Origin of the sequence: Virgibacillus aidingensis (genome assembly GCF_010994035.1) — a bacterium.
Taxonomy (GTDB): domain Bacteria; phylum Bacillota; class Bacilli; order Bacillales; family Amphibacillaceae; genus Virgibacillus_N.
In genome coordinates this window covers 1-23,388 of the sequence record NZ_WIXN01000004.1, presented here as the reverse complement: position 1 = coordinate 23,388, position 23,388 = coordinate 1, and the positions used below count along the sequence as shown (strand labels likewise).

9 protein-coding genes are annotated in these 23,388 nt (G+C 42.7%); all 9 read left to right on the top strand.

What is annotated here, in order from left to right; translation table 11 throughout:
- The first annotated feature begins 5 nt into the window (after nucleotides 1-5).
- The 9 genes from GHD25_RS04425 (at nucleotide 6) to GHD25_RS04385 (ending at nucleotide 22,931) form a co-directional block, all read left to right on the top strand.
- On the top strand, nucleotides 6-935 hold the full coding sequence (locus GHD25_RS04425) for an ABC transporter permease (RefSeq protein WP_164215167.1): 930 nt from the start codon (nucleotides 6-8) through the stop codon (nucleotides 933-935).
- On the top strand, nucleotides 925-1,947 hold the full coding sequence (locus GHD25_RS04420; protein WP_164215166.1) for an ABC transporter ATP-binding protein: 1,023 nt from the start codon (nucleotides 925-927) through the stop codon (nucleotides 1,945-1,947). Before GHD25_RS04425 ends, GHD25_RS04420 begins: the two co-directional genes overlap by 11 nt.
- Nucleotides 1,931-2,923, top strand: a complete 993-nt coding sequence (locus GHD25_RS04415) for an ABC transporter ATP-binding protein (protein ID WP_164215165.1) — start codon at nucleotides 1,931-1,933, stop codon at nucleotides 2,921-2,923. The genes GHD25_RS04420 and GHD25_RS04415 overlap by 17 nt, the downstream gene beginning before the upstream one ends.
- Nucleotides 2,924-2,948: 25 nt before the next feature.
- The gene (locus tag GHD25_RS04410) at nucleotides 2,949-3,770 is read left to right on the top strand and encodes a M55 family metallopeptidase (RefSeq protein WP_164215164.1); all 822 of its coding nucleotides are present in this window, start codon (nucleotides 2,949-2,951) and stop codon (nucleotides 3,768-3,770) included.
- 274 nt (nucleotides 3,771-4,044) lie between these two features.
- Entirely contained in the window at nucleotides 4,045-8,934 is a 4,890-nt protein-coding gene (locus GHD25_RS04405) for an FIMAH domain-containing protein (protein ID WP_164215163.1), read from the top strand.
- A 310-nt stretch (nucleotides 8,935-9,244) separates the two neighbouring features.
- Nucleotides 9,245-13,315, top strand: coding sequence for a M14 family zinc carboxypeptidase (locus GHD25_RS04400; RefSeq protein WP_164215162.1), 4,071 nt, complete (start codon nucleotides 9,245-9,247; stop codon nucleotides 13,313-13,315).
- 328 nt (nucleotides 13,316-13,643) lie between these two features.
- Nucleotides 13,644-16,916 (top strand): FIMAH domain-containing protein, encoded by a 3,273-nt coding sequence (locus GHD25_RS04395; RefSeq protein ID WP_164215161.1) that lies wholly within the window; start codon nucleotides 13,644-13,646, stop codon nucleotides 16,914-16,916.
- A gap of 385 nt (nucleotides 16,917-17,301) precedes the next feature.
- A complete protein-coding gene (locus GHD25_RS04390; protein WP_164215160.1) occupies nucleotides 17,302-19,686 on the top strand; it encodes an FIVAR domain-containing protein in 2,385 nt (794 codons plus the stop codon).
- Between the two features lie 860 nt (nucleotides 19,687-20,546).
- On the top strand, nucleotides 20,547-22,931 hold the full coding sequence (locus GHD25_RS04385) for an FIMAH domain-containing protein (RefSeq protein WP_164215159.1): 2,385 nt from the start codon (nucleotides 20,547-20,549) through the stop codon (nucleotides 22,929-22,931).
- Nucleotides 22,932-23,388 lie beyond the last annotated feature (457 nt).

The following is a 23,388-nucleotide window of genomic DNA, read 5'->3' as shown; positions in this document are numbered from 1 at the left end:
TTAGAATGCAGACATTGAAAACGGACACTAATGTTGATCTATCAGAAATAAAAAGTACACTTAAATCGGAACAGCGAAAAATATTAACAAAAAAAATCATGAAAAATAAATTAATGGTTGCAGGCGGGATTATATTCATTCTGCTTTGCCTTCTGGCTTTGTTTGGACCGATGCTGGTAAAGTATGACCCGCACGAGATGACAGTGAGTGACCGTCTTACTGCACCCAGTGGGGATCATTTATTGGGTACGGATAACTTCGGCCGCGATCTGCTTTCCCGAATAGTCTACGGGTCCCGGGCCACATTGGGTGTCGGCTTCTCCGTTGCTATTCTGTCATCCTTATTTGGTCTGATTATAGGGTTATATTCAAGCTATTATAAAACGTTAGACCATATCCTAATGAGAATAAGTGACGGACTGATGGCTATACCGGGGGTTTTATTGGCTATCGCATTAATGGCAGCATTAGGACCTTCTACCAGAAACGTAATTATTGCGTTAAGTATCGTTTTTACACCATATATTGCCAGAGTAGTACGTTCGGTTGCTTTATCGGTTCGGGAACAGACATATATTGAAGCGATGCGGGCGCAAGGAGCAAGTTCATTCAGAATAATTTGGCTGCACATTATGCCTAATACCATTTCTCCTTTAATTGTTCAGGCTACATTTATATTTTCCGATGCCATGATCACTGAGGCAGCATTGAGCTTCTTAGGAGTAGGGGTTCCCGCACCGGATCCAAGTTGGGGAAACATTTTATATGATGGGAAGCTGGTCATTTTTAATGCCTGGTGGATGACGGTTTTTCCCGGAATAATGATCATTTTAGCTGTAATGAGCCTGAATCTGTTTGGAGATGGACTGAGAGATTTAATTGATCCGCGTGTAAAGTCAGGCAAAAAAATAAAGGGGGATAAGCATGCAAAATGAGACTTTGCTGGAAGTATCTAATTTAAAAACCCATTTTGGTTCAGATACAGGTTTTGTTACTGCGGTTGACGGTATATCATTCCACGTTGAAGAAGGAGAAATTTTGGGAGTGGTAGGTGAATCGGGGTGCGGAAAAAGTGTAACAGCAGAATCGATCCTGCGCCTGCATGATGAGAAATTTAATACGATGTATGAAGGTGAGATTAAATACAAGGGAGAAAACTTATTAAAACTCCCATTGTCAAAAATGGAGAACATCCGGGGGAATGAAATATCCATGATATTTCAGGACCCAATGAGTTCTTTAAACCCCGTGTATACGATTGGAAACCAAATCACTGAAGCACTTTTGCTTCACCAGGATATATCCAAAAAGGAAGCACATAACAAAGCAATTGAACTTTTAGAGTTAGTGGGAATACCTTCTCCCGAAAAAAGAATTACGGAATATCCGCATGAATTATCCGGGGGGATGCAGCAAAGAGTGATGATTGCCATCGGACTAGCCTGCCAGCCGTCCCTGTTAATTGCGGATGAGCCAACGACAGCGCTGGACGTAACGATTCAGGCGCAAATTCTTGATATCATGCTTCGCTTAAATAAGGAACTAAAAATGGGAGTCATCTTTATTACACATGATTTGGGTGTTGTGGCTGAAATCTGTGACCGTGTTGCTGTCATGTATCTTGGACAAATCGTGGAAGAAGCAAGAACCATAGATTTATTTGAACAGCCGCTCCATCCTTATACTTCCGGTTTATTGGAGTCCATACCTAAAATGGATGGGGACCGGTCAAAAAAATTAAATGTAGTAAAGGGAAGTGTACCATCCCTGGATAGTATTCCCCAAGGATGCCGCTTTGCTTCAAGATGTCCATTTGCTGATGAATTATGCTTAAAAGAAATGCCTGAGCTTAGGCCCTTTAAGGATGAGGAAGGCTCTAAAGTCAGATGCTGGCATGCTGAAAAAATCCTGAATGAAAGGAAGAAAGAACATGTCTCAACAGATTGAGGAAAGATCACCGCTTCTTCATATAGAAGGATTAAAAAAGTATTTTCCGGTAAGAGGTGTATTTGGAGGATTGGGCGGCGTAAAAGGATATGTGAAAGCTGTTAATGATATATCTATTGATTTGTATGAAGGGGAAACGTATGGATTGGTGGGGGAGTCCGGCTGCGGAAAAAGTACTGCCGGAAGGTCCATATTACGCTTAACCGAGCCTACAGAAGGGAGTATTACATATAACGGCCAGGATATACTTCAACTATCCGGGAAAGATCTGCAGGAACTCCGCAGAGATTTGCAAATGGTTTTTCAGGATCCTTATTCATCTTTAAACCCGCGAAAACGCATTGGGAAAATACTTGAGGAACCGCTGATCATTCAATCCATAGGAGATAAAAAAGAGCGGATAGACAGAGTGATGGAGATTATGGAAAAGGTTGGAATGCGGCCGGACCATTATTACAGATTTCCTCACGAGTTTTCCGGCGGACAAAGACAGCGTTTCGGTCTGGCAAGAGCATTGGTTGTAAACCCGAAAGTTATCATATGTGATGAACCGGTATCGGCTTTAGATGTATCTATACAATCGCAAATTATTAATCTGCTGCAGTCTTTACAGGAGGAATTAAATTTATCTTATCTTTTTATTGCCCATGATATTAGTGTCGTACGGCATATTTCTGACCGGATTGGTGTAATGTATTTGGGTAAAATTGTGGAAGAGGCGCCTACGGACAGTTTGTTTAAAGAGCAGCTGCATCCATATACCCAGGCATTATTTTCAGCAGTGCCGCTTCCCGATCCGAAACAGAAAAAGGAAAGGATCATATTAAAAGGAGATTTGCCGTCTCCATTAAATCCGCCAAGCGGCTGTGTGTTCCATACAAGATGCCCATTTGCAATGGATATATGTTCACAGGCAGAACCGGAGAAAAAAGAAATGGGAAAGGATCATTTTGTCGCCTGCCATTTATATAACTAGACTAATAGATTAAGAAGGTGAGATAATGCGTGTCTATATTTCTGCCGACATGGAAGGCATAGCTGGAGTAGTTCACAGGGACCACACGGGAAGAGATGGAAAAGACTATGAACAGGCCAGAGTCCTGATGACCAATGAAACGAATGCGGCAATCCAGGGAGCAATCGAGGCCGGTGCCGAAGAAATCATTGTAAATGATTCACACGGCACCATGCGGAACATTTACGTTGAATTACTGTCAAATAAAGCAAAGCTAATATCGGGAACTCCAAAGAAGATGGCAATGATGGAAGGAATAGACAGTGATTTTGATGCCGCTGTTTTTATAGGGTATCATACGAAAAACGGCTCCCAGGGAATATTAAATCACACTTATAACAGCAGAGTCGGCACCCGCATTAAAATTAACGGAAAAGAATATGGGGAGTTTGGCATGAATGCGCTAGTTGCCGGAGAGCTCGGTGTTCCTGCAGTTTTCGTGTCAGGGTGCAATCTCCTTGTTGAAGAGGCAAAAGCGCTTATCGGGAATATTGGTACTGCCCAGGTGAAACGTACCATTAATCAGGTAACAAGTGAAAATCTGCATCCGGATATCTCCTGCGGCCTTATTGAAAAGGGTGTGACTGACTCACTATTAAACTGCAAATCCATTCGGCCTTACAAATTGGATAGTAATGACTATCAGTTTGAGATACAATTTTCAAGCACCATATTCGCGGATATCGCGGATACATTGCCAATTGTAAAAAAGAATGGCCCATTAAGTGTGCAATATAATACGGATCATATTATTGATGGCTATTTAATTATGCGGAGTCTTATTATGATGGCAAATAATTATGCATGATATGGATGATAGAGGCTATTTCACTAATAATTGTTAAAGACTGAACAAAAATACCTATAAAGAGGCTATATAAATGTAGTAATTTTTCATCATTCTTTGAAAGATTATGAATTTATATAGTTTTTCTTTGGTTTTTTTGCTATTCTCGTATCAATAGTTACCCAGAAATATATTATATTTCGAGACTAAATAACTATAAAAGAGGCAGGTGATTTAAAGTTTTATAAAATCGTAAAAAAGAAAGCGCTGACAAAATGAGACAGGGGGTATCAATATGGGGAAAAAACATGGAATCATATCTTTAATAATTGGTTTGCTGGCGTTAGTTTTGCTGCCAATGCACGGTTTAGCTGTGACAGAACCGGGTGCTGCAGCTGCGGATAAAAGGGAAACGATAGAGGATGAAGACATTCCGCAGACAGGTTTGGAGATTCGTAATGATGGCAGCTGGACTACACATGAAGAGGAATTGGATTTTCTGGAGGAAGTCTCACAAAAATCCGATCGAATGGAATACACGGTACATGGGTATTCGGCGGAGGGACGTCCTTTGCATCTGGTAAGGGTTTCGAATCCGGGGCCCGGAACAGATGAGGAAATTGCAGATGGCAGAAATATACTAATCGTTGGAACGTTTCATGGAAATGAACCTTCCGGACGGGAAATGTCCCTAAAATTACTCAGGGACTTATCATTTACTGATGATCCGGATTTGCTGGAATTAATGGAAAACTCCACCATTCTGTTTATTCCTACGATGAACCCGGATGGCAGGGAAGCAAATGTAAGAAGGAATGTAGATGATTTTGATTTAAACCGCGACCATTTAGCTTTGAAAACACCTGAAGTGCAAACTTTAGCATCTGTACAACAAGAGTTTAAACCCGATATTATTCTGGACGCACATGAAAGAATATCCGGACCCAATATATCACTGTTGGGTAACCTCAACCTCAATGTGGATTCAGAATTACGGGAACTAAACGATGAATTATTTGAAGACTTCATGTTTCCTGACCTGGAAGATGCAGGATTTACTGTAGACTATTATCCACCGGGGGCAAGGCCGACAAATACCCGGAGTATGTCAGGGTTAAGACATAGTATCGGAATACTCACAGAAGGTTCGTGGACCGATGAACCATTGGTGAGAGTAGCAGGACAAATGGAATCAGCTTACTCCATTTTGCGTTTTTATCACGAAAAATTTGATCGTGTTGGCGAGGTGGTGTCTGCCTCCCGCGAAAATAAAATGCGTGAAGGAGAAGAACGGAATAAACCATTTTATTTAAGCGGAATGGTTGGTGATTTACCGGAAGACGAATCAGACATTTTGGACCCTCCGCCTTGCGGATACTTAATTAATGAAATGCAAAAGGAATATCTTGAGACGCAAATAGATTTGTTCGGACTGGAAATAGAAGAAGTAGAGAATGGTTACTTTGTGTCCATGGCTCAGCCGATGATGACAGTCATTCCTTTCATGCTTGATGAAAATTCCGAAATTAAACTGGCAAACGGCTTAGCTGTAGATCATTGCGAGGATATCGGAAAGCTCGATCCCCCGAGCATGCCTGAAGCTGAAGTGTTTGAAACTGATTTTGCCAATGACGAAGCTGGACAAGCTCCTGCCGGATTTGAAAATATATGGGGCGACAGCAGCTGGACAATCCAGGAGGATCCAAAACGTCTGGAGCATTTCGTAACGGATGGCGGAGATCGCCGCTTGCTTGTTTGGGACGAAATTGGAGAAGTACATGGTGATGTGGAAGCAGCTGCTTTAGTCCGGGCCAATAATGAAGGTGAATTATTTGAACTTCATCTCCATGGTTCAGGCAGTGCAGGCAATGAGACCAGCTACTACCTGGATGTAACAAAACAACATGATGAGAACAGTATTCGGCTCAGCCGCCTGATGGGTGGCAGGAATACAACCTTGGCAACAGAAGATTTAGATTTTGAATTGGAAGTAGACCAATGGTATCAAGTAGTATTTCAGCGGGATGGCAATGCATTAAAGGGAAAAGTATGGCCGTATGAAGAACCGGAACCTGAGGAATGGGTAATCACTTTTGAAGACGATATGTATATTGATTTAGGCAGGGTTGGCGTAGGTCATTCCACAACAGGTATGATTAATGACTGGAAATACTTGAGTGTCGGCACATATGGCGAAAGTGCAGAGAGAGCCCCTGATGATTTAATAGAAGGGGTGGATAAGTCAGTATTGGAAAGAAGGATTAACGAAATTGCGGATGAAGATTTAAATGAAGAAGATTTCTTGCCTGACAGCTGGGATAATTTACAGCAGGCAATAAATGCTGCAGTAAATGTTTTGCATGATGAGGAAGCAACACAATCTGAAGTAAATCATGCAGTTGACACATTATATAACGCATACGCTTCCCTGGCGGCCCAGTACAGCACCAACTTTTCCGAATATGAAGCTGGACAGGCGCCATCAGATTGGTCAACATTATGGCGGGAAAGCGGATGGACAGTGAAGGATGACCCAAGCCGGCTGGAGCACTTTGTAACAGAAGGTGGCGGCCGCCGTGTATTAACCTGGGATAAAGCCGGTGATATTACAGGTGATGTGGAATTATCCGCATTGGTAAAAGCAAATCCGGGGAATACGATGTTTCAAATTCACCTGCAGGGATCGGGAAATGCAGGTGGCGAAAATAGTTACTATTTAGATTTGCGCAGCTCAGGAAATGTACGGATTAACCGGAATATGAATGGAGGATTTACGGTTCTGCAGAGCAGTTCCATTCCGTTCACTCCTGAAGGCAACCAGTGGTATCAGGTGGTGTTTCAGCGTGATGGTACAACATTAAAAGGAAAAGTTTGGCCTTATGGGGAAGAAGAACCGGAGGACTGGCAGGTAGAAGTGAACGACAGCAATTTTATTCAAGGTAAAGTAGGAGTCGGCCATGTCAGCAGCGGTGTAACAAATGAATGGGCATATTTTGCGGTAGGTACGAATGAAGCCGAGGCTGTCCGTGCACCGGACAATTTGATTATCGATAAAAGTCCTTTAGAGGATAAAATAATTGAAATAGAATCAAAAAATTTAAGTGAAGAAAATTTCACTGATGACACCTGGAGCAACCTGCAAAATGCGATAAGCAGCGCTGAAGAGTTATTGGAAGAATCTGACCTCACACAGGAGCAAATACTGGAAGAGATTCAGAAGCTGGACGATGCTTTTGGTCAATTGCAAACCATTTCCAAACAACTTGCGAATGACTTTAGTGACTATGAAACAGGTGAGGTTCCTTCAGACTGGTCTATGTTATGGCGGGAGAGCGGCTGGACAGTGAAAGATAATCCTAGTCGTTTGGAGCATTTTGTAACATCTGGCGGAGGACGCCGTGTATTAACCTGGGATGAAGCAGATACAGTTTATGGAGATGTGGAAATCTCAGGATTGGTAAGAAATACTACTGACAATGGCGTGTTATTCCAGCTTCATCTGCTGGGTTCAGGTGATGCGGGAAGTGAAAGCAGTTACTATCTTGATGTCACGAGGTCAGGAAATGTAAGAATTAACCGTAATAGAGAAGCTTATTTTGACGTGCTTCAATCGGAAAGTTTTCCTTATGAAGTACGCACGAATAGCTGGTATCAGGCAGTACTTAAAAAAGAAGGAACGACCCTGAAAGGAAAGGTATGGCCATATGGTGAAGAAGAGCCAGCGGATTGGCAGGTAGAAGTGGATGATGCTAGCTTCCAAAACGGAAAAGTCGGAGTTGGGCATGTAACATCCGGTGCAAATAATGAATGGGCATATTTTGCGGTAGGAACGAATGATGCTGAAGCACCACGCGCAGAAGAAGGTCTGGTTGCTGATAAATCACCTTTAGCTGATAAATTGGATGAAATGAAGTCAAAGGATTTACATGAAGGAGACTTTACTGGAAACAGCTGGGGTATGCTGCAAAATGCAATCAATAATGCTGAGGATGTACTGGAAGCATCTGAAGTAACGCAATCAGAAATACTGGAAGCGATGCAGCAGTTGGAAAATGCGTATGAAGCTTTACAAACCGTTTCCAAACAAGTGGCTACAGACTTTAGCGGATATGTGACGGGAGAAGCACCATCCGATTGGTCCATGTTATGGCGGGAAAGCGGCTGGACAGTGAAAGATGACCCGAGCCGGCTGGAACATTATGTAACTGAAGGCGGAGGCCGCCGTGTACTCACGTGGGATGAAGCGGAAACTGTTTATGGTGATGTGGAAGTCGCTGCTGTTGTCAGAGCAAGAGATTATGCTGCTTCTATGTTCCAGCTTCATCTTCAAGGATCAGGATCTGCCGGCAGTGAGAATAGCTACTATATCGATTTACGAAATGACAGGGTGAGAATAAACCGCAATATGGATGCGTATTTTGATTCTTTGGGTGCAGTGGAGTTCCCATATACAGCAGAAGCCAATGACTGGCTGCAAGTGGTATTGAAAAAAGAAGGGTCCATGTTAAAAGGAAAGATTTGGCCGTACGGGGAAGAAGAACCGGCCGGATGGCAAATAGAAGTCGAGGATAACAATTTTAATAAAGGTAAAGTAGGAGTAGGGCATGTTACGAGCGGTGCAACAAATGATTGGGCATACTTCGCCGTAGGTACAAATGATGCAGCAGCCCCGCGTCCTCCGGCTGATCTATTTGACCCGGAAGTTGATAAAACAGCACTGCAGGATCGCGTCGATGAAATTCAAGCTGAAGGTTTGAATGAAGAAGACTACACCGAAGAAAGCTGGCAAGCATTACAGGCGGCATTAACCGCAGCGGAAGAAGTATTAAACGACACGGATGCCACACAGGAAGAAGTGGATATTGCACTGACCGAGCTGAATGAAGCCCGTGACGGACTGGAAGAAGCAGTAACAGAACCGATCAGTGCAGCCGGCATGATCACCAGTATTGAAGCGTTTGATGAGGCAGGAGCTTTTGAGAATGATCAGGCTGTGAGGTCATTAACCACTCATTTAACTGCAGTGGATCAGTATGAATCCCAGGAAGAAGGAGAAAAAGTAGTAAAACATATGGACAGCTTTATATTACTGCTTGAGCATATGAAAGAAGAGGAACAGATTTCCGAAGAAGCGTACGAGTCTCTCTGCGCTGATGCAGAATCACTCATTGCGAAGTGGGAATAACTGATGGACTTTGTCTCTGCGGCAGTGATTTCACTGCCGCAGGGCATATTATTATCTTCTCATCCTGTAATCGTCAGCGTCCCCTTTTTGTTGTATTAAATAGGAACTGAGTGACCGATAACAAAACCCGATGTTAAAAGATAAATTGTTTCATGATTATCAAGCCAGTCCGGAATGAGTAATAGTCTTGCTTATATTATCTTAATCAAAATGTAAACGTAACCATCATGATCCGGAAGAGAAAGGGCGATGATTTAATAGTTTAGTAATTTGATCACTGTTACAAAAAAATAATAGGGGGAAAAAGCACATGAAAAATAGGGGGATTAACAAAGTTTTTTCTGTTTTTATGATTGTCCTTTTAGTGATGACGATGACTCCTGTTCACGGATTTGCTGAAAATCCGGATGATTGGCCAACGACCGGTTTTGAAGATCGTAATGCGGAAAGTTGGACAACCTTTGAAGAAGAACAGTTATTTTTACAGCAAGTGGATGAAATGTCAGAAAGGGTAAACATAACACAAGCCGGAACTTCCTACGAAGGAAGACCTATACATTTAGTGCGGGTTGGCTATCCGGCAGCCCCTTCCGATGAGGAAATTGCGGATGGGCGCAATATGATTATTGTTGGTACGCAACATGGCAGGGAGCCTTCCGGACGTGAAATGTCTTTACAATTATTAAGAGATTTGGCATTTACGGAAGACGAGCAGCTATTGGATTTGATGCGTAAAACAACTATACTATTTATTCCAACTGCAAACCCGGATGGGCGGGTAAGTAATACACGGGGAAATGCGCAAGGAATAAATATGAATCGGGATCATCTGAATATGAAGACTCCTGAGGTGCAAGTAATTGCAGATGTATTAAATCGATTTGATCCCGATATCATCGTTGATGCACATGAACGCGGCGGTACAAATCCTCATCTTGAGATGCTGTGGCCGCAAAATTTAAATATGGATGAGGAATTAAGAGATTTATCCATAGAAATGATTGAAGATAAGGTTGCAGCGGATGTGGAAGACGAAGGTTATACTACCGGTCCTTATCCTCTTGGAGGCGGAGACGAGCGTTTTCTCGGCAATATGGCAGGTTTGCGGCATAGTATAGGCATACTGACCGAACCCGGGATGGGCAACTCGTATGCTGCCAGAACGGATATGCAAATGATTGCCGCAAATTCGGTACTGGATTTTTACTATGAAAATTTCGATAGAATTAAAGAAGTGAGAGACGGTTCCAAAGAACGTCAGGCTGAAGCAGGAGCCGATATGACTGAACCCATTTACTTTGATGGATCTGATGAACTGGAACCGACAAAAGTAGAGGAGAACCCTGCATGCGGTTATATGCTTCATGCTTCTCAAGCCGAAAAGATTCAATATTATCTTGATATATTTTCTATAGAAACTGAGCAGGTCGGGGAAGACGGCGTATTTGTTCCTATGGGACAGCCAATGAGAACGGTCATCCCATTATTATTGGATGAAAGGGCAGGGTACAGTGTGGCGGGAGGAATGCCAGTTCATGATTGTTCCAATAAGGAAGATTTGGAAGTGCCGCCAGAATTGGATCCGCAGCAATATTCCACTACTTTCGCCGATGAGGAGGCAGGCTCCATCCCTGAAGACTGGTCCATGATGTGGAAAGAGGGCAGCTGGAGTGTAAGGGAACAGCCAAGCCGATTGGAGAACTACGTAGACCCAAGTGGAGACAGAAGGTTACTTTCATGGGATAACGTTGGAAGACAATTTGGTGATGTCGAAGTTTCCGGGTTAGTTCGTTCCAATGGTGCCGGGTCGACACTATTTCAGCTTCATTTACATGCATCGGGTGATACTGCCAGAGAATATGCCCTGGCAACGGAAAATAGCTATTACATTGATTTAAGAAGCTCGGGTACGGTAAGAATCAATCGATTATTTGATAGCAGCTTTAGTAATCTGGCTTCTAGCAGTGTGCCATTTGATGCGGAAGGCGGCCAATGGTATCAGGCAGTGCTTCAGCGGGAAGGAACAACGCTTCGTGCCAAGGTCTGGCCTTATGGCGAAGAGGAGCCTAATGAATGGCAAGTAACAGCCGAAGACAATTTTTTGGTTGGCGGTCATGTTGGCCCGGGCCATTTTGATGCAGGAACTCTAAACGAGTGGGCACATATTGGTGTAGGAACAGATGGAGAATCAGCACCCCGTGCACCAGATCATCTTATTCCTGAAATTGACAGAACAATTCTGCAAAATAGAATTAATGAAATAATGCGCGAAGGTTTAAATGAGCAGAATTACACTGGGGATAGCTGGACAAGACTTCAGGATGCCATAGATGAAGCAAATGCATTGCTGGAAGAGGAAGATGTTACAGAGGCACAACTTGATGAGGCCCTGGCCTTGTTAAATGATGCTTATTCTAAATTGCAGTTTAGACAAGTTCAATATCAAACTGACTTTTCCGAAGACCAGGTTGGGGAAATGCCTGAAGGATGGTCAACTTTATGGCGGGATAGTGACTGGAAGGTTCAGGAGGATCCAAGAAGATTGGAACATACTGTAACGCCCAATGATGGCCGCAGAAATCTGGTCATGGATGAACCGGGAATGGCTGCCGGTGATGTGGAAGTATCCAGCTTAGTGCGTACATCATTTATTGAACCGATTAGTTCCAGCTCAACCTTATTCCATTTACATCTGCATGCTTTTGGAGAGGCGAATAATGAAAACAGTTATTTACTGGATGTGCGATCAAATGGATATGTCCGTTTGAACCGTAATGCAGGCGGATCATTCAGTACGCTGACCACACAAAGGCTTCCTTTTGATATTGAGGAAGATGTTTGGTATAACGCGGTATTGAAGCGTGACGGCAATATGCTGCGGGGCAAAGTATGGCCGTATGGGGAAGATGAACCTGACCATTGGCAGGTCGAATATGAAGACGATACTTTTGACAGCGGTTATGTCGGATTAGGTCAATCAACCGGAAATACTGTAAATGATCATGCATTTTTCGGTGTCGGGGTTGGTGGAGAAGATGCACCCAGACCACCTAAGGACTTAAGCGGAGTTACCAACTTTACGTTTTTGGAAGAAAGAGTAGCTGTAATTGAAGCAGAAAATCTAGTGGAGGAAGATTATTCGAAAGCAAGCTGGGAAACTTTGCAGCAAGCGCTTGAACATGCAAGAGCTGTTTTGGCCAATGAAAATGTATCACAGTCTCAAATAGAAGAAGTTTTGGAAGCTTTGAACGAAGCCAGGGCTAATTTAACAGCAAAAGATGCGGCACAGTACCAGACAGATTTTTCAGAAGATATAACTGGTCAGCCGCCTGCTGGATGGTCAACCTTGTGGGCTGATAGTGATTGGAAGGTAGAAGAAAATCCAAGCAGATTGGTACACACCGTAATACCCGGTGAAGGACGCAGGGCCTTGGTCATGGATGAACCGGGATATGTGGAAGGGGATGTGGAAGTATCCTCCTTGGTGCGTACTTCAGGTACTGGAACAACCTTATTCCAGCTGCAGCTACATGCATCCGGAGATGTAGATTCTGAAAATAGTTATTACATGGATTTGCGGACGACAGGCTATATTCGAATAAACCGTAACATTGATGGTGCATTCAGCAGTCGTACGAATGCCCGGCTTCGGTTCGAGGTCGTACCTGATGAATGGTATCATGCTGTGTTCCAGCGTGAGGGAAATATATTACGCGCGAAAGCCTGGCCGCTAGGAGAGGAAGAGCCGGATTGGCAGGTTGAATATGTTGATGACAATTTAAGTGGCGGCTATGTGGGCTTAGGTCATTCACCCGGTAATGTAATAAATGAACATGCCTTCTTTGGTGTTGGCGTTGGGGGAGAACAAGCCCCTCGCGCACCAGAAGACCTGTTTGATCCGGAAGTTGACAAAACGGAATTGCAGGATCTTGTTGATGAGATCCATGCTGAAAACCTGAATGAAGCCGATTATACAGAGGAAAGCTGGCAAGCATTGCAGGAAGCATTAACCGCAGCTGAAGAAGTACTGCATGATCCGGATGCCGCACAGGAGGAAGTGGATTCTGCGCTGACCGGGCTGAATGAAGCCCGTGACAGATTGGAAGAACGAGAAACAGAACCGATCAGCGCAGCCGGCATGATCACAAGTATTGAACAATTTGATGAAGAAGGGGCTTTTGAGAATGATCAGGTTGTAAGATCACTAACCCTTCAATTAATTGCAGTGGATCAGTATGAATCACAGGAAGAGGCAGAAAAAGCAGTGAGACATATGGAAAGCTTCTTGTTGCTGCTTGATCATATGGATGAGCAGATGTCCGGGGAAGCGTATGAATCTCTTTACACTGACGCTGTATCACTTATTGCAAAGTGGGAATAACAGATAAAATTCGTCTCTGCGGCAGTGACTGTACTGTCGCAGGGGATATTACTATCATTTCCTCTAGTTGATTTACAATTAATTACTAGAGTTATAGGGATCTTCCAGAATCTAAATAAAGGTTAATCATTGATTATTAAGGGGGCTGAGTCCCCCTTGATGATATTATATTGAAAGTTTAATCACAGAGGGGGTGAACTGGTATTGGTTCGGTAGATTAGTTGTAAACCTGCATTGGTACTAATTTATTTTAAACCAAATTAAAACGCATCCAAGAAACGGCATAAAGAGAAATAACTATTACTTTGGAGGAGGACATTAAATTACGATGGGGAGTCAAATACGCAATAGAATAGTATTTATGGCAATTTTGCTGGTCTTTACTCTTTTTCCGGCAACGGCTTTTGCAGCATTGGATGATAATGGACAAGACTTGCCAACGACCGGTTTTGAAGATCGGAACAGTGGCGAGTGGACAACATTGGAAGAAGAAATAGATTTTATTAATGAAGTAGCAGAACTATCAGACAGAGTCTGGTATGAAGAAGTTGGGCGATCAGTGGAAGGAAAACCTATATATATGGTCTATGTTGGAGAATCCGAACGCTCCAAAGAAGAGATCCAGGATGGCCGAACTGTGTTTATTATGGGTACTCCCCACGGAAACGAGCCGGCCGGCCGAGAGGGAGCTTTTAAGATCCTGCGTGATTTAGCTTTTACAGATGAGCCGGATATGCTTGATATCCTGGAAAAGTCAACTGTTTTAATCATGCCTACACCAAATCCGGATGGCCGTGAGGCAAATGTTCGCAGAAATTCCTGGGGAATAGACAATAATCGGGACAATCTCAGTCTGGTAACACCCGAAAACCAAACAATTGCAAAAGTACTAAGAGATTTCAGCCCGGATATAACCATCGATGCCCATGAACGTCCAAGCGGCAGCAACCCGGATATTGAGTACTTGTGGCCGCGGAACCTTAACGTGGATCGTGGAATTTATGACCTGAATGTCGAGCTGGTACAAGACTACATGATGCCGGATGCGATAGAAGATGGGTGGTCAACCGGATTGTACGGAAGGCCTGGCGGAAGTGGAAGAGAAGACGAACGTATTCTACGGAATATGGGAGGTCTCAGACATGGTATAAGTGTACTGACGGAATCCGCCGGAAGAGCATCGAACGAAGACCGTGTTGATATGCAGTTAAGTTCATACAACTCCGTTCTGCGTTTTTATCAGGAAAGATTTGATGAAATTGCAGCTGCTGTAGATGGTGCGCCAGCCCGCAAACAGGCGGACGGCAGAAATAAAGCACCTTTTTATTTGGACGGTGCAGATGACGAACCATACAATGAAGAAATTATAGATCCGCCGGTATGCGGATATTTGCTTCATACAAAACAAGCAGAGGCAATTGAGCGCCATATTGATCTATTTGGACTGGAAACGGAACAGGTAAGTGATGATGGTGTATTTATAACCATGGATCAGCCGATGATGACCGTTATCCCATATTTGGTTGATGATCGGGCGCTTTATAATGAGGTAGAAGGACTGCCGTTGGAAGATTGTACAGATCCGGGATCAATGGATCCTCCGGAGCCGCCGGAAGAGACAGCGCCTGCTCAATATCAAACTGATTTTTCGGATACCGAATCGGGTGTTCCGGCTGATTGGACTATGCAATGGAGAGACAGTAACTGGGAAATCAAGGATGAGCCGCATAGATTGGAACACTTTGTAGATAGTGCAGGCGGCCGCAGATTATTGACTTGGGATACAGTTGGTGAAGTTCACGGGGATGTTGAAGTAGCAGCTCTTGTACGTCCAAGAGGAAGTGGTTCAACCCTGTTCCAGCTGCAGCTGCATGCCAGTGGAGAAGCGGGGTCGGAAAATAGTTACTATCTGGATGTTCGAACAAGCAATTCTGTACGTATAAATCGGAACCTGGATGGTTCTTTCAGTACGCGTGCAACGTCAAGTCTGCCGTTTATCGTGAATGAAAATACATGGTTAAATGTTGTATTAAAACGCGAAGGATCCATGTTAAAAGGAAAGGTTTGGCCATATGGTGCTGATGAACCAGAAGATTGGTCCATTACCGTAGAAGACCCGCTTACAAACAGCGGCAAAATCGGACTCGGACATGTTACCAGCAACAGATACAATGACTGGGCATTTGTAGGAGTCGGTACTGGCGGTGAAGAAGCGCCGCGGGCACCGGAAGGTATGCCTGGATATATTAGTACTATAGGTCTGGAGGAGCTTGTGGATTCCATTGAAGGCGAAAACCTTGTGGAAGAAGATTATACACAAGAAACATGGGAGGCATTAGAAAACGCACTTGAAAACGCAAGAGAGGTATTGCAAAACGCAGAAAATAATCCGAATGAAGCAGTACAATCTGTTATTAACGATGCATTGGTAAAACTGGAAAATGCGCGTGCCGGATTATTAGATAAGAATGCCGCACAATATGAAACAGATTTCTCGGAATATGAGCTGGGTCAGTCTCCATCAGATTGGTCAACTTTATGGAGAAATAGCAACTGGAAAATTACCGATAATCCCCGCAGACTCGAGCATTCACTGGATAGTGGAGGACGTCGGGCGCTGACATGGGATGCCATAGGTGAACATGAAGGAGATACCGAGGTTTCGGCAGTTGTCCGTGCAGGTAATGTAGGGGATACGATGTTCCAAGTAGGGTTCCACATGTCCGGGGAAGCAGGCAGTGAAAATGCTTATTACATTGATATGAGAAGCCCGGACGCCAGTTCACGGGCCAACCAGTTACGGATTGGCAAATATGTAAATGGAAGTTACACGCTAATTGGAGGCAGCGGAGCTTTACCATTTGAAGTGGGCGAAGATATTTGGTATGAAGTGTTATTAAAAATCGAAGGTGACAGGCTGTATGCCAAAGCCTGGCCATTTGGTGAAGAAGAACCGGATGAGTTCCAGGTAATAGGACAAGACAGTTCATTTACCAGTGGAAAACTGGGACTTGCAGCATTTACAAATGGAACAATTAATGATTGGGCATTCGTGGGAGTTGGCACAGGTGGATTAGAAGCCCCGCGCGCACCAGGGGATCTGTTTGATCCGGAAGAACCGGAAGTTGATAAAACAGTACTGCAGGAGCGTGTTGATGAAATCCATGCAGAAAATCTGAACGAGGCAGATTATACAGAGGAAAGCTGGCAAACATTGCAGGAAGCCTTAACCGCAGCTGAAAATGTTCTGAGTGATCCGGATGCCACACAGGAAGCAGTGGATTCTATGCTGACCGAACTGAATGAAGCCCGTGACGGTTTGGAAGAACGGAAAACAGAACCGATCAGTGCAGCCGGCATGATCACAAGCATCGAACAGTTTGATGAAGCGGAAGCTTTTGAAAATGATCAGGTTGTCAGGTCATTAACGCTTCATTTAACTGCAGTGGATCAGTATGAATCACAGGAAGAAGCGGAAAAAGTCGTGAGGCATATGGAGAGCTTTAAATTATTGCTTGAACATATGGAAGGCCAGATGTCCGAGGAAGCGTATGATTCGCTTTATGCTGATGCTGAATCTTTAATTACCAAGTGGGAATAACACAGGAAAATACGCCTCTGCGGGAGTCATTGGACTTCCGCGGGGGATATATTCATTATCTTTTAATCTTGAAAACACCGAGTAGTTATTGATCACTAGAGTTATAGAGATCTATTAGCAAAAACAGTTAATACTTGTTGTTTATTAAGGGCGATAAGTGACCTTTGATATAAGGTTTAAAATTCAATGAAGAAAAGGTGTACTGAAAGTTGTTTAGGAAATGAATATGTAAAACTAGATGAATTCAGTCAGAATGTACTAAATTAGCTTAAATAAATTGTAAGCGCATCCAAGAATCCAACATAAAGAGAGGTAACCATTACTTTATTTGGGGAGAGGACATTAATAAACTATGGGGAGACAAATAAGCAATAGAATAGTTTTTATGACTATTCTATTAATATTCACTCTTTTGCCTGCAAGTAGTTTTGCAGCATTAAATGATGATGAACAAGACTTGCCGACAACTGGTTTTGAAGACCGAAACAGTGGCGAGTGGACAACAGAGCGCGCAGCTGCTGACCTATTTGATCGTCAAGGAGATGTACAGTATGCAACTGACTTTTCCGAATATGAGGTTGGATCTATTCCTAATGGCTGGAGTGAAAGTTGGAATCCAAGTAATTGGGAGATTGCTAATGGAACAGACAATCAATTAATCCAAACAACTGGAGGTAGTACTGGAAGATGGGCACTAACATGGGATGAAATTGGTCAAATCGAAGGTGATGTAGAAGTATTTGGACTCGTAAGTGCTGATTCTAATGATTCTTTATTCAGTCTGCCAATCCATGTCTCAGGTGAATCTGGTACGGAAACAGCATATTATTTAAATGCCAATATTGATATAGGTGCAGTACGTATTGCTCGTTATAATGAAGGTGCTTTCACTGAGTTAATAAGAACCGATTATGGTATGAAACGAGACACATATTATCGAGTTCTTTTCCAGCGAGAAGGAACTACGTTAAGAGGTAAAGTTTGGGAGAACGGTACACCGGAACCAGAAGAGTGGGATGTTGTTATTAATGACAGTACATTGTCAGGTGGTTACGTAGGTGTAAGTGGTGCTTCTCAGAATACGACAACAAGGTGGGCCTATATCGGCGTTGGCGTAGGTGAAGAATCTGCACCTAGAGCAGAAGAAGACTATTACCCTACTATTCCCATTAATAAAAGTTCACTACAAAAACGGGTTGCCGATATTGAAAATGAAGGTTTAACAGAAGGAGACTTTATAGAAGAGGATTGGGAGATTTTTAAAACAGCATTGGATACAGCAAAAGAAATATTAAATGATCCTAATGCAACCCAAGCAGAAGTGGATGAAGCTCTAAATAACCTAAATGATGCCAGAATGAACACAATGAATAAATATATAATTAGAGAAATCGGTGACCGTCTTTTACCGGATCCATTTCTATCTGTAAAAGGTGAGGAAATATCAACAACAGAAGATTGGGAGAATATTAGAAGACCAGAAATCCTTGAATTATTTAAAGAATATATTTACGGAGTAGCTCCTGTCGATCGTCCGGATAATCTCACCTTTGAAGTGAAAGATGTGAATGAAGATATGATGGGCGGGCAAGCAACTCGTCAGCAGGTTACAATTTCCTATAGTGGTCCTGGTGGTACCGATTCGTTTGATTTACTAGTTTTCATACCAAACAACGCAGATGGTCCTGTACCAACATTCTTGTTCATGAATAATAGAGGGTACGAAAATATGGACCCGGACCGGGAAATTATAATGCCTTTCTGGCCAGCGGAAGAAATTATCGAGAGAGGTTATGCAACCGCGGTATTCCAAACATCTGAAGTTTCTGAAGATGATAGTTCCGCTGCTTTTAATAGTGGAGTACATGAAGTTTTTGATCCAGAGGGTGAAAGAGCATATGATGCATGGGGAACGATTGCAGCTTGGGCATGGGGAGCAAGTCTTGCACTCGATTATTTAGAAACTGAATCAGCTATTGATTCTAATAAAGTAGCTGTTGCTGGTCACTCAAGAGGAGGTAAAGCAGCTCTTTGGGCAGGGGCAACAGATGAACGTTTCGACTTAACGATTAGTAATAACTCTGGTAGTACCGGTGCAGCAATAGCAAGAGGTAAAGGTGGAGAAACCATTGAAAATATTAATGAAGGTTTTCCACATTGGTTCAATAGAAACTATAAATATTTTAATGGATTGGAATATGAATTGCCTATTGACCAACATCTATTGGTTTCGTTAATGGCACCTCGACTAGTTTATGTTTCCAGTGCATCCAGTGACAGTTGGGCCGATCCACAATCCGAATTTTTATCAGCCGTACATGCAAGTCCAGTTTATGAATTATACGGAGATGGATTGGAAACAGATGAATTTCCAAGTGTGAACACGCCACTACATGCTGGAAAAATTGGTTATCATGTACGTCAAGGAGGTCATGACTTGACGTCATATGATTGGCAACGTTTCATGGATTTTTGGGAATTACATTCCGAAGAAGAAACAGAACCGATCAGCGCAGCCGGCATGATTACAAGTATCGAACAGTTTGATGAAGCGGGAGCTTTTGAAAATGATCAGGTTGCAAGGTCATTAATTCTTCATCTAACTGCAGTGGATCAGTATGAATCACAGGAAGAGGCAGAAAAAGTCGTGAGACATATGGAAAGCTTTATATTGTTGCTTGACCATATGGAAGAAAAGGAACAAATTTCCGGGGAAGCGTATGACTCTCTATACGCTGATACCGAATCATTAATTGAGAAATGGAAATAACACAGAAGAATACGTCCCTGCGGCAGTTGTTTTACTGCCGCAGGGGTATATTCACCATCTTTTAATTCTCTACCCCGATTCTTGGGAATGATAGAGATCCAGTTGAAGATAAAGATAAAGAACAGGTTGTGTTTCAGGTAGAACAGCAACAGATAAAGCTGGAATAAAAGGTGTAATCAAAAAGTTGGTGAAAAACTGCTTAACACTGCAATACCTTATTAACTGATTGTTCATCAGTTTCATATTCATTGTTTTTGTTGAGTAATATGGCAGATTAATAGAAAAAAACAGTAACAGTAATATAGTAGATTCAGATCAAAGGGATTCATCATTTTTCAATAAAAGTTAACAAACTATGAAATATTATCCTTATAGAAGTTGTTCAAAAAGTCCGGTAAAAATGATACGTCGAATTTCTTCGTTGGCTTGTTTTTGCGCTACTCATGTATCTAAATGCATACATTCCGTTCCTTTGGAAAAGAAAAAACACTTTTCCTGCGTGCGATGTATAATCACAGAAGCTTTTCTAGTGCTCAAAACTATGCCGTGATCTGAACTTCCCGGTCTTTTTTATCCTCCATTTTGAACACGTAATTATAAAGTAAATAGAATAAAGATTTAAAATTCTGTATATAAAGGCAATAAATTGCCTTTAATATAATATTAAAAATTCAATGGTGAATAGGAGGTGTACTGGGAGTTTGTTTAGAAAATTAGTATGTGAACCTACACGAGGACTAATTTATCTTAAACAAATAGTTAACGCTGCCAAGAATTCATGCTAAAGAGAAATAACCAATACTTTTGGAGGTGGACATTAAATAACTATGGGGAGACAAATGCGTAATAGAATAGTTTTCATGACAATTTTATTAATCTTCACTATTATCCCGGCAAGTAGTTTTGCAGCATTAAATGATGAACAAGACTTGCCGACGACCGGTTTTGAAGACCGAAACAGTGGCGAGTGGACCACATTGGAAGAAGAGATAGATTTTATTGATGAAGTGGCAGAACTATCAGACAGGGTTTGGTATGAAGAAGTTGGAGAATCCGTTGATGGAAAACCTATATATATGGTCTATGTTGGAGAAACTGAACGCTCCAAAGAAGAGATTCAAAATGGTCGTACAGTATTTATTATGGGTACGCCACACGGAAACGAGCCAGCAGGTCGAGAGGGAGCATTTAAGATTCTGCGTGATTTAGCTTTTACGGATGATCCTGCTATGTTAGAAGTCCTTGAAAAGTCAACTGTTTTAATCATGCCTACACCGAACCCGGATGGCCGTGAGGCAAACACTCGCAGAAATTCTTGGGGAATTGACAATAATCGGGACAATCTTAACCTAGCGACTCCAGAGAACCAAACAATTGCAAAAGTATTAAGAGATTTCAGCCCGGATATAACCATCGATGCCCATGAACGTCCAAGTGGCAGCAATCCGGATATTGAGTATTTGTGGCCGCGTAATCTTAACGTGGATCGTGAAATTTATGATCTGAATGTCGAGTTGATACAAGATTACATGATGCCAGAGGCGATAGAAGATGGGTGGTCAACAGGATTGTACGGAAGGCCTGGCGGAAGTGGAAGAGAAGATGAACGTATTCTTCGGAATATGGGCGGGTTGCGTCATGGTTTAACTGTTCTTACGGAATCAGCAGGCCGAGCAACTAATGAAGATCGTGTGAGTATGCAGTTAAGCTCCTATAATTCTGTTTTAAGTTTTTACCAGGAAAGATTTGATGAAATTGCAACTGCTGTAGATGGGGCACCAGTTCGTAAGCAGGAAGATGGAGAGAATAAAGCAGATTATTATTTAGCTGGTGCAGATGATGAACCAGAAAAAGAAGAAGTTATAGATCCGCCGGTATGCGGATATTTGCTTCATACAACGCAAGCGGAGGTCATCGAGCGTCACATTGACTTATTTGAACTGGAAACAGAGCAGGTAAGTGATGATGCTGTGTTTCTAACAATGAGTCAACCGATGATGACAGTTGTCCCGTTATTAGTTGATGATCGGGCTCTTTATAATGAAGTGAAAGGGTTGCCATTAGAGGATTGTACAGACTTGGAATCAATTGATCCTCCAGAGCCGTTAGAAGAGACAGGGCCTGCTCAATATGAGACTGATTTCAAGGAATATGAGATTGGAACAGCACCGGATGATTGGTCTCCGTTATGGAGAGAAAGTAACTGGACAGTACTGGATGAGCCCTACCGGCTGGAGCATCAGTCGATTGGAGATCAGCTTACACGCCGGGCATTAACATGGGATGATGTTGGTGAGGTTCGTGGAGACGTAGAGATGGCTGCAGTTGTGCGCGCACGTAACACTGGACTATCAAAGTTTCAGCTTGGGTTCCACATGTCAGGTACTATGGATGCAACCAGCAGCAGGAATGCCTATTATATTGATATCTATGAAAATGGCAGCAGGCTTGAAGTAAGGATTAATCAGTTCTTGGGCGGAAGTTTCTCGGTAATCAGCCGTTCGGATTTGCCGTTCACCTTTACTGAAGACAGCTGGTATCAAGTGGCCGTTCAGCGTGAGGGAAATCTGATCCATGCAAAGGTATGGCCATTTGGGGAAGAAGAGCCTGAGGAGTGGCAGGTTACTGCATATAATGGATCACTGGATGAAGGAAAAGTCGGATTAATGCACCTTACCGATGGTGTCATCAATGACTGGGCGTATGTCGGCATCGGCACCGGTGGAGAGAATGCACCTCGTGCACCGGGAGATCTATTCGACCCGGAAGTTGACAAAACGGCATTGCAGGATCGTGTCGACGAGATCAATGCTGAAAACTTGAACGAAGCTGATTATACGGAAGAAAGCTGGCAAGCATTGAAAGATGCGTTATCTGCAGCTGAGCATGTTCTTAGTGATTCAGAGGCAACACAAGAAGAAGTGGATACTGCGCTGACCGTGCTGAATGACGCACGTGACGGACTGGAAGAAGCAGAAACAGAACCGATCAGTGCAGCCGGCATGATAACCAGTATTGAACAGTTTGATGAAGAAGGAGCTTTTGAGAATGATCAGGTTGTCAGGTCATTAACGCTTCATTTAACTGCAGTGGATCAGTATGAATCCCAGGGTGAGGCAGAAAAAGTAGTGAGACATATGGAAAGCTTTATATTATTGCTTGACCATATGGATGAGCAGATCTTTGAGGAAGCATATAACTCGCTCCGGTCTGATGCTGGATCTTTGATTGATAAATGGCAATAAATTATTAAACTTGAAGTATGTAAGGACAGATCCTCTGTGGAAAGTAAAAGACTCATCGCCACAGAGGACTTAACTCATTAATAGGTATGGATTGATGAGCTTCTAATAACATTCATGGGAGGAATTAGCCCTTACTGTAACAATTTACCTTTTCGATAAAAATGTTCTTTCACTGGTAGATGTAATTAAATATATGTCAGAGCCCGAAGCTGCAACTTAACGAGCATAAAATTTTCTGGTTTATCTCTATTTCGATCTAAGCTGCTAGTAATACCTTATCTGAAAGAGCTATTCGTTTTATGATGATAACCGGATAATAAATACTTTTTACTTTTTAAGATACAAGGAGGGACATGATGAAAAAATGTTATTGGAAAAGCTCTTTATTCTGAACTGCCCCCTGTCAAGTAGACAGTGGAAATAATAAAAACGATTTATGCGGCCATAGCTCTATATT

Bases quoted from the DNA above. Each gene is read 5' to 3' on its own strand.
- GHD25_RS04425 (WP_164215167.1), top strand. From the start codon at position 6: ATGCAGACATTGAAAACGGACACTAATGTTGATCTATCAGAAATAAAA.
- GHD25_RS04420 (WP_164215166.1), top strand. From the start codon at position 925: ATGCAAAATGAGACTTTGCTGGAAGTATCTAATTTAAAAACCCATTTT.
- GHD25_RS04415 (WP_164215165.1), top strand. From the start codon at position 1,931: ATGTCTCAACAGATTGAGGAAAGATCACCGCTTCTTCATATAGAAGGA.
- GHD25_RS04410 (WP_164215164.1), top strand. From the start codon at position 2,949: ATGCGTGTCTATATTTCTGCCGACATGGAAGGCATAGCTGGAGTAGTT.
- GHD25_RS04405 (WP_164215163.1), top strand. From the start codon at position 4,045: ATGGGGAAAAAACATGGAATCATATCTTTAATAATTGGTTTGCTGGCG.
- GHD25_RS04400 (WP_164215162.1), top strand. From the start codon at position 9,245: ATGAAAAATAGGGGGATTAACAAAGTTTTTTCTGTTTTTATGATTGTC.
- GHD25_RS04395 (WP_164215161.1), top strand. From the start codon at position 13,644: ATGGGGAGTCAAATACGCAATAGAATAGTATTTATGGCAATTTTGCTG.
- GHD25_RS04390 (WP_164215160.1), top strand. From the start codon at position 17,302: ATGACTATTCTATTAATATTCACTCTTTTGCCTGCAAGTAGTTTTGCA.
- GHD25_RS04385 (WP_164215159.1), top strand. From the start codon at position 20,547: ATGACAATTTTATTAATCTTCACTATTATCCCGGCAAGTAGTTTTGCA.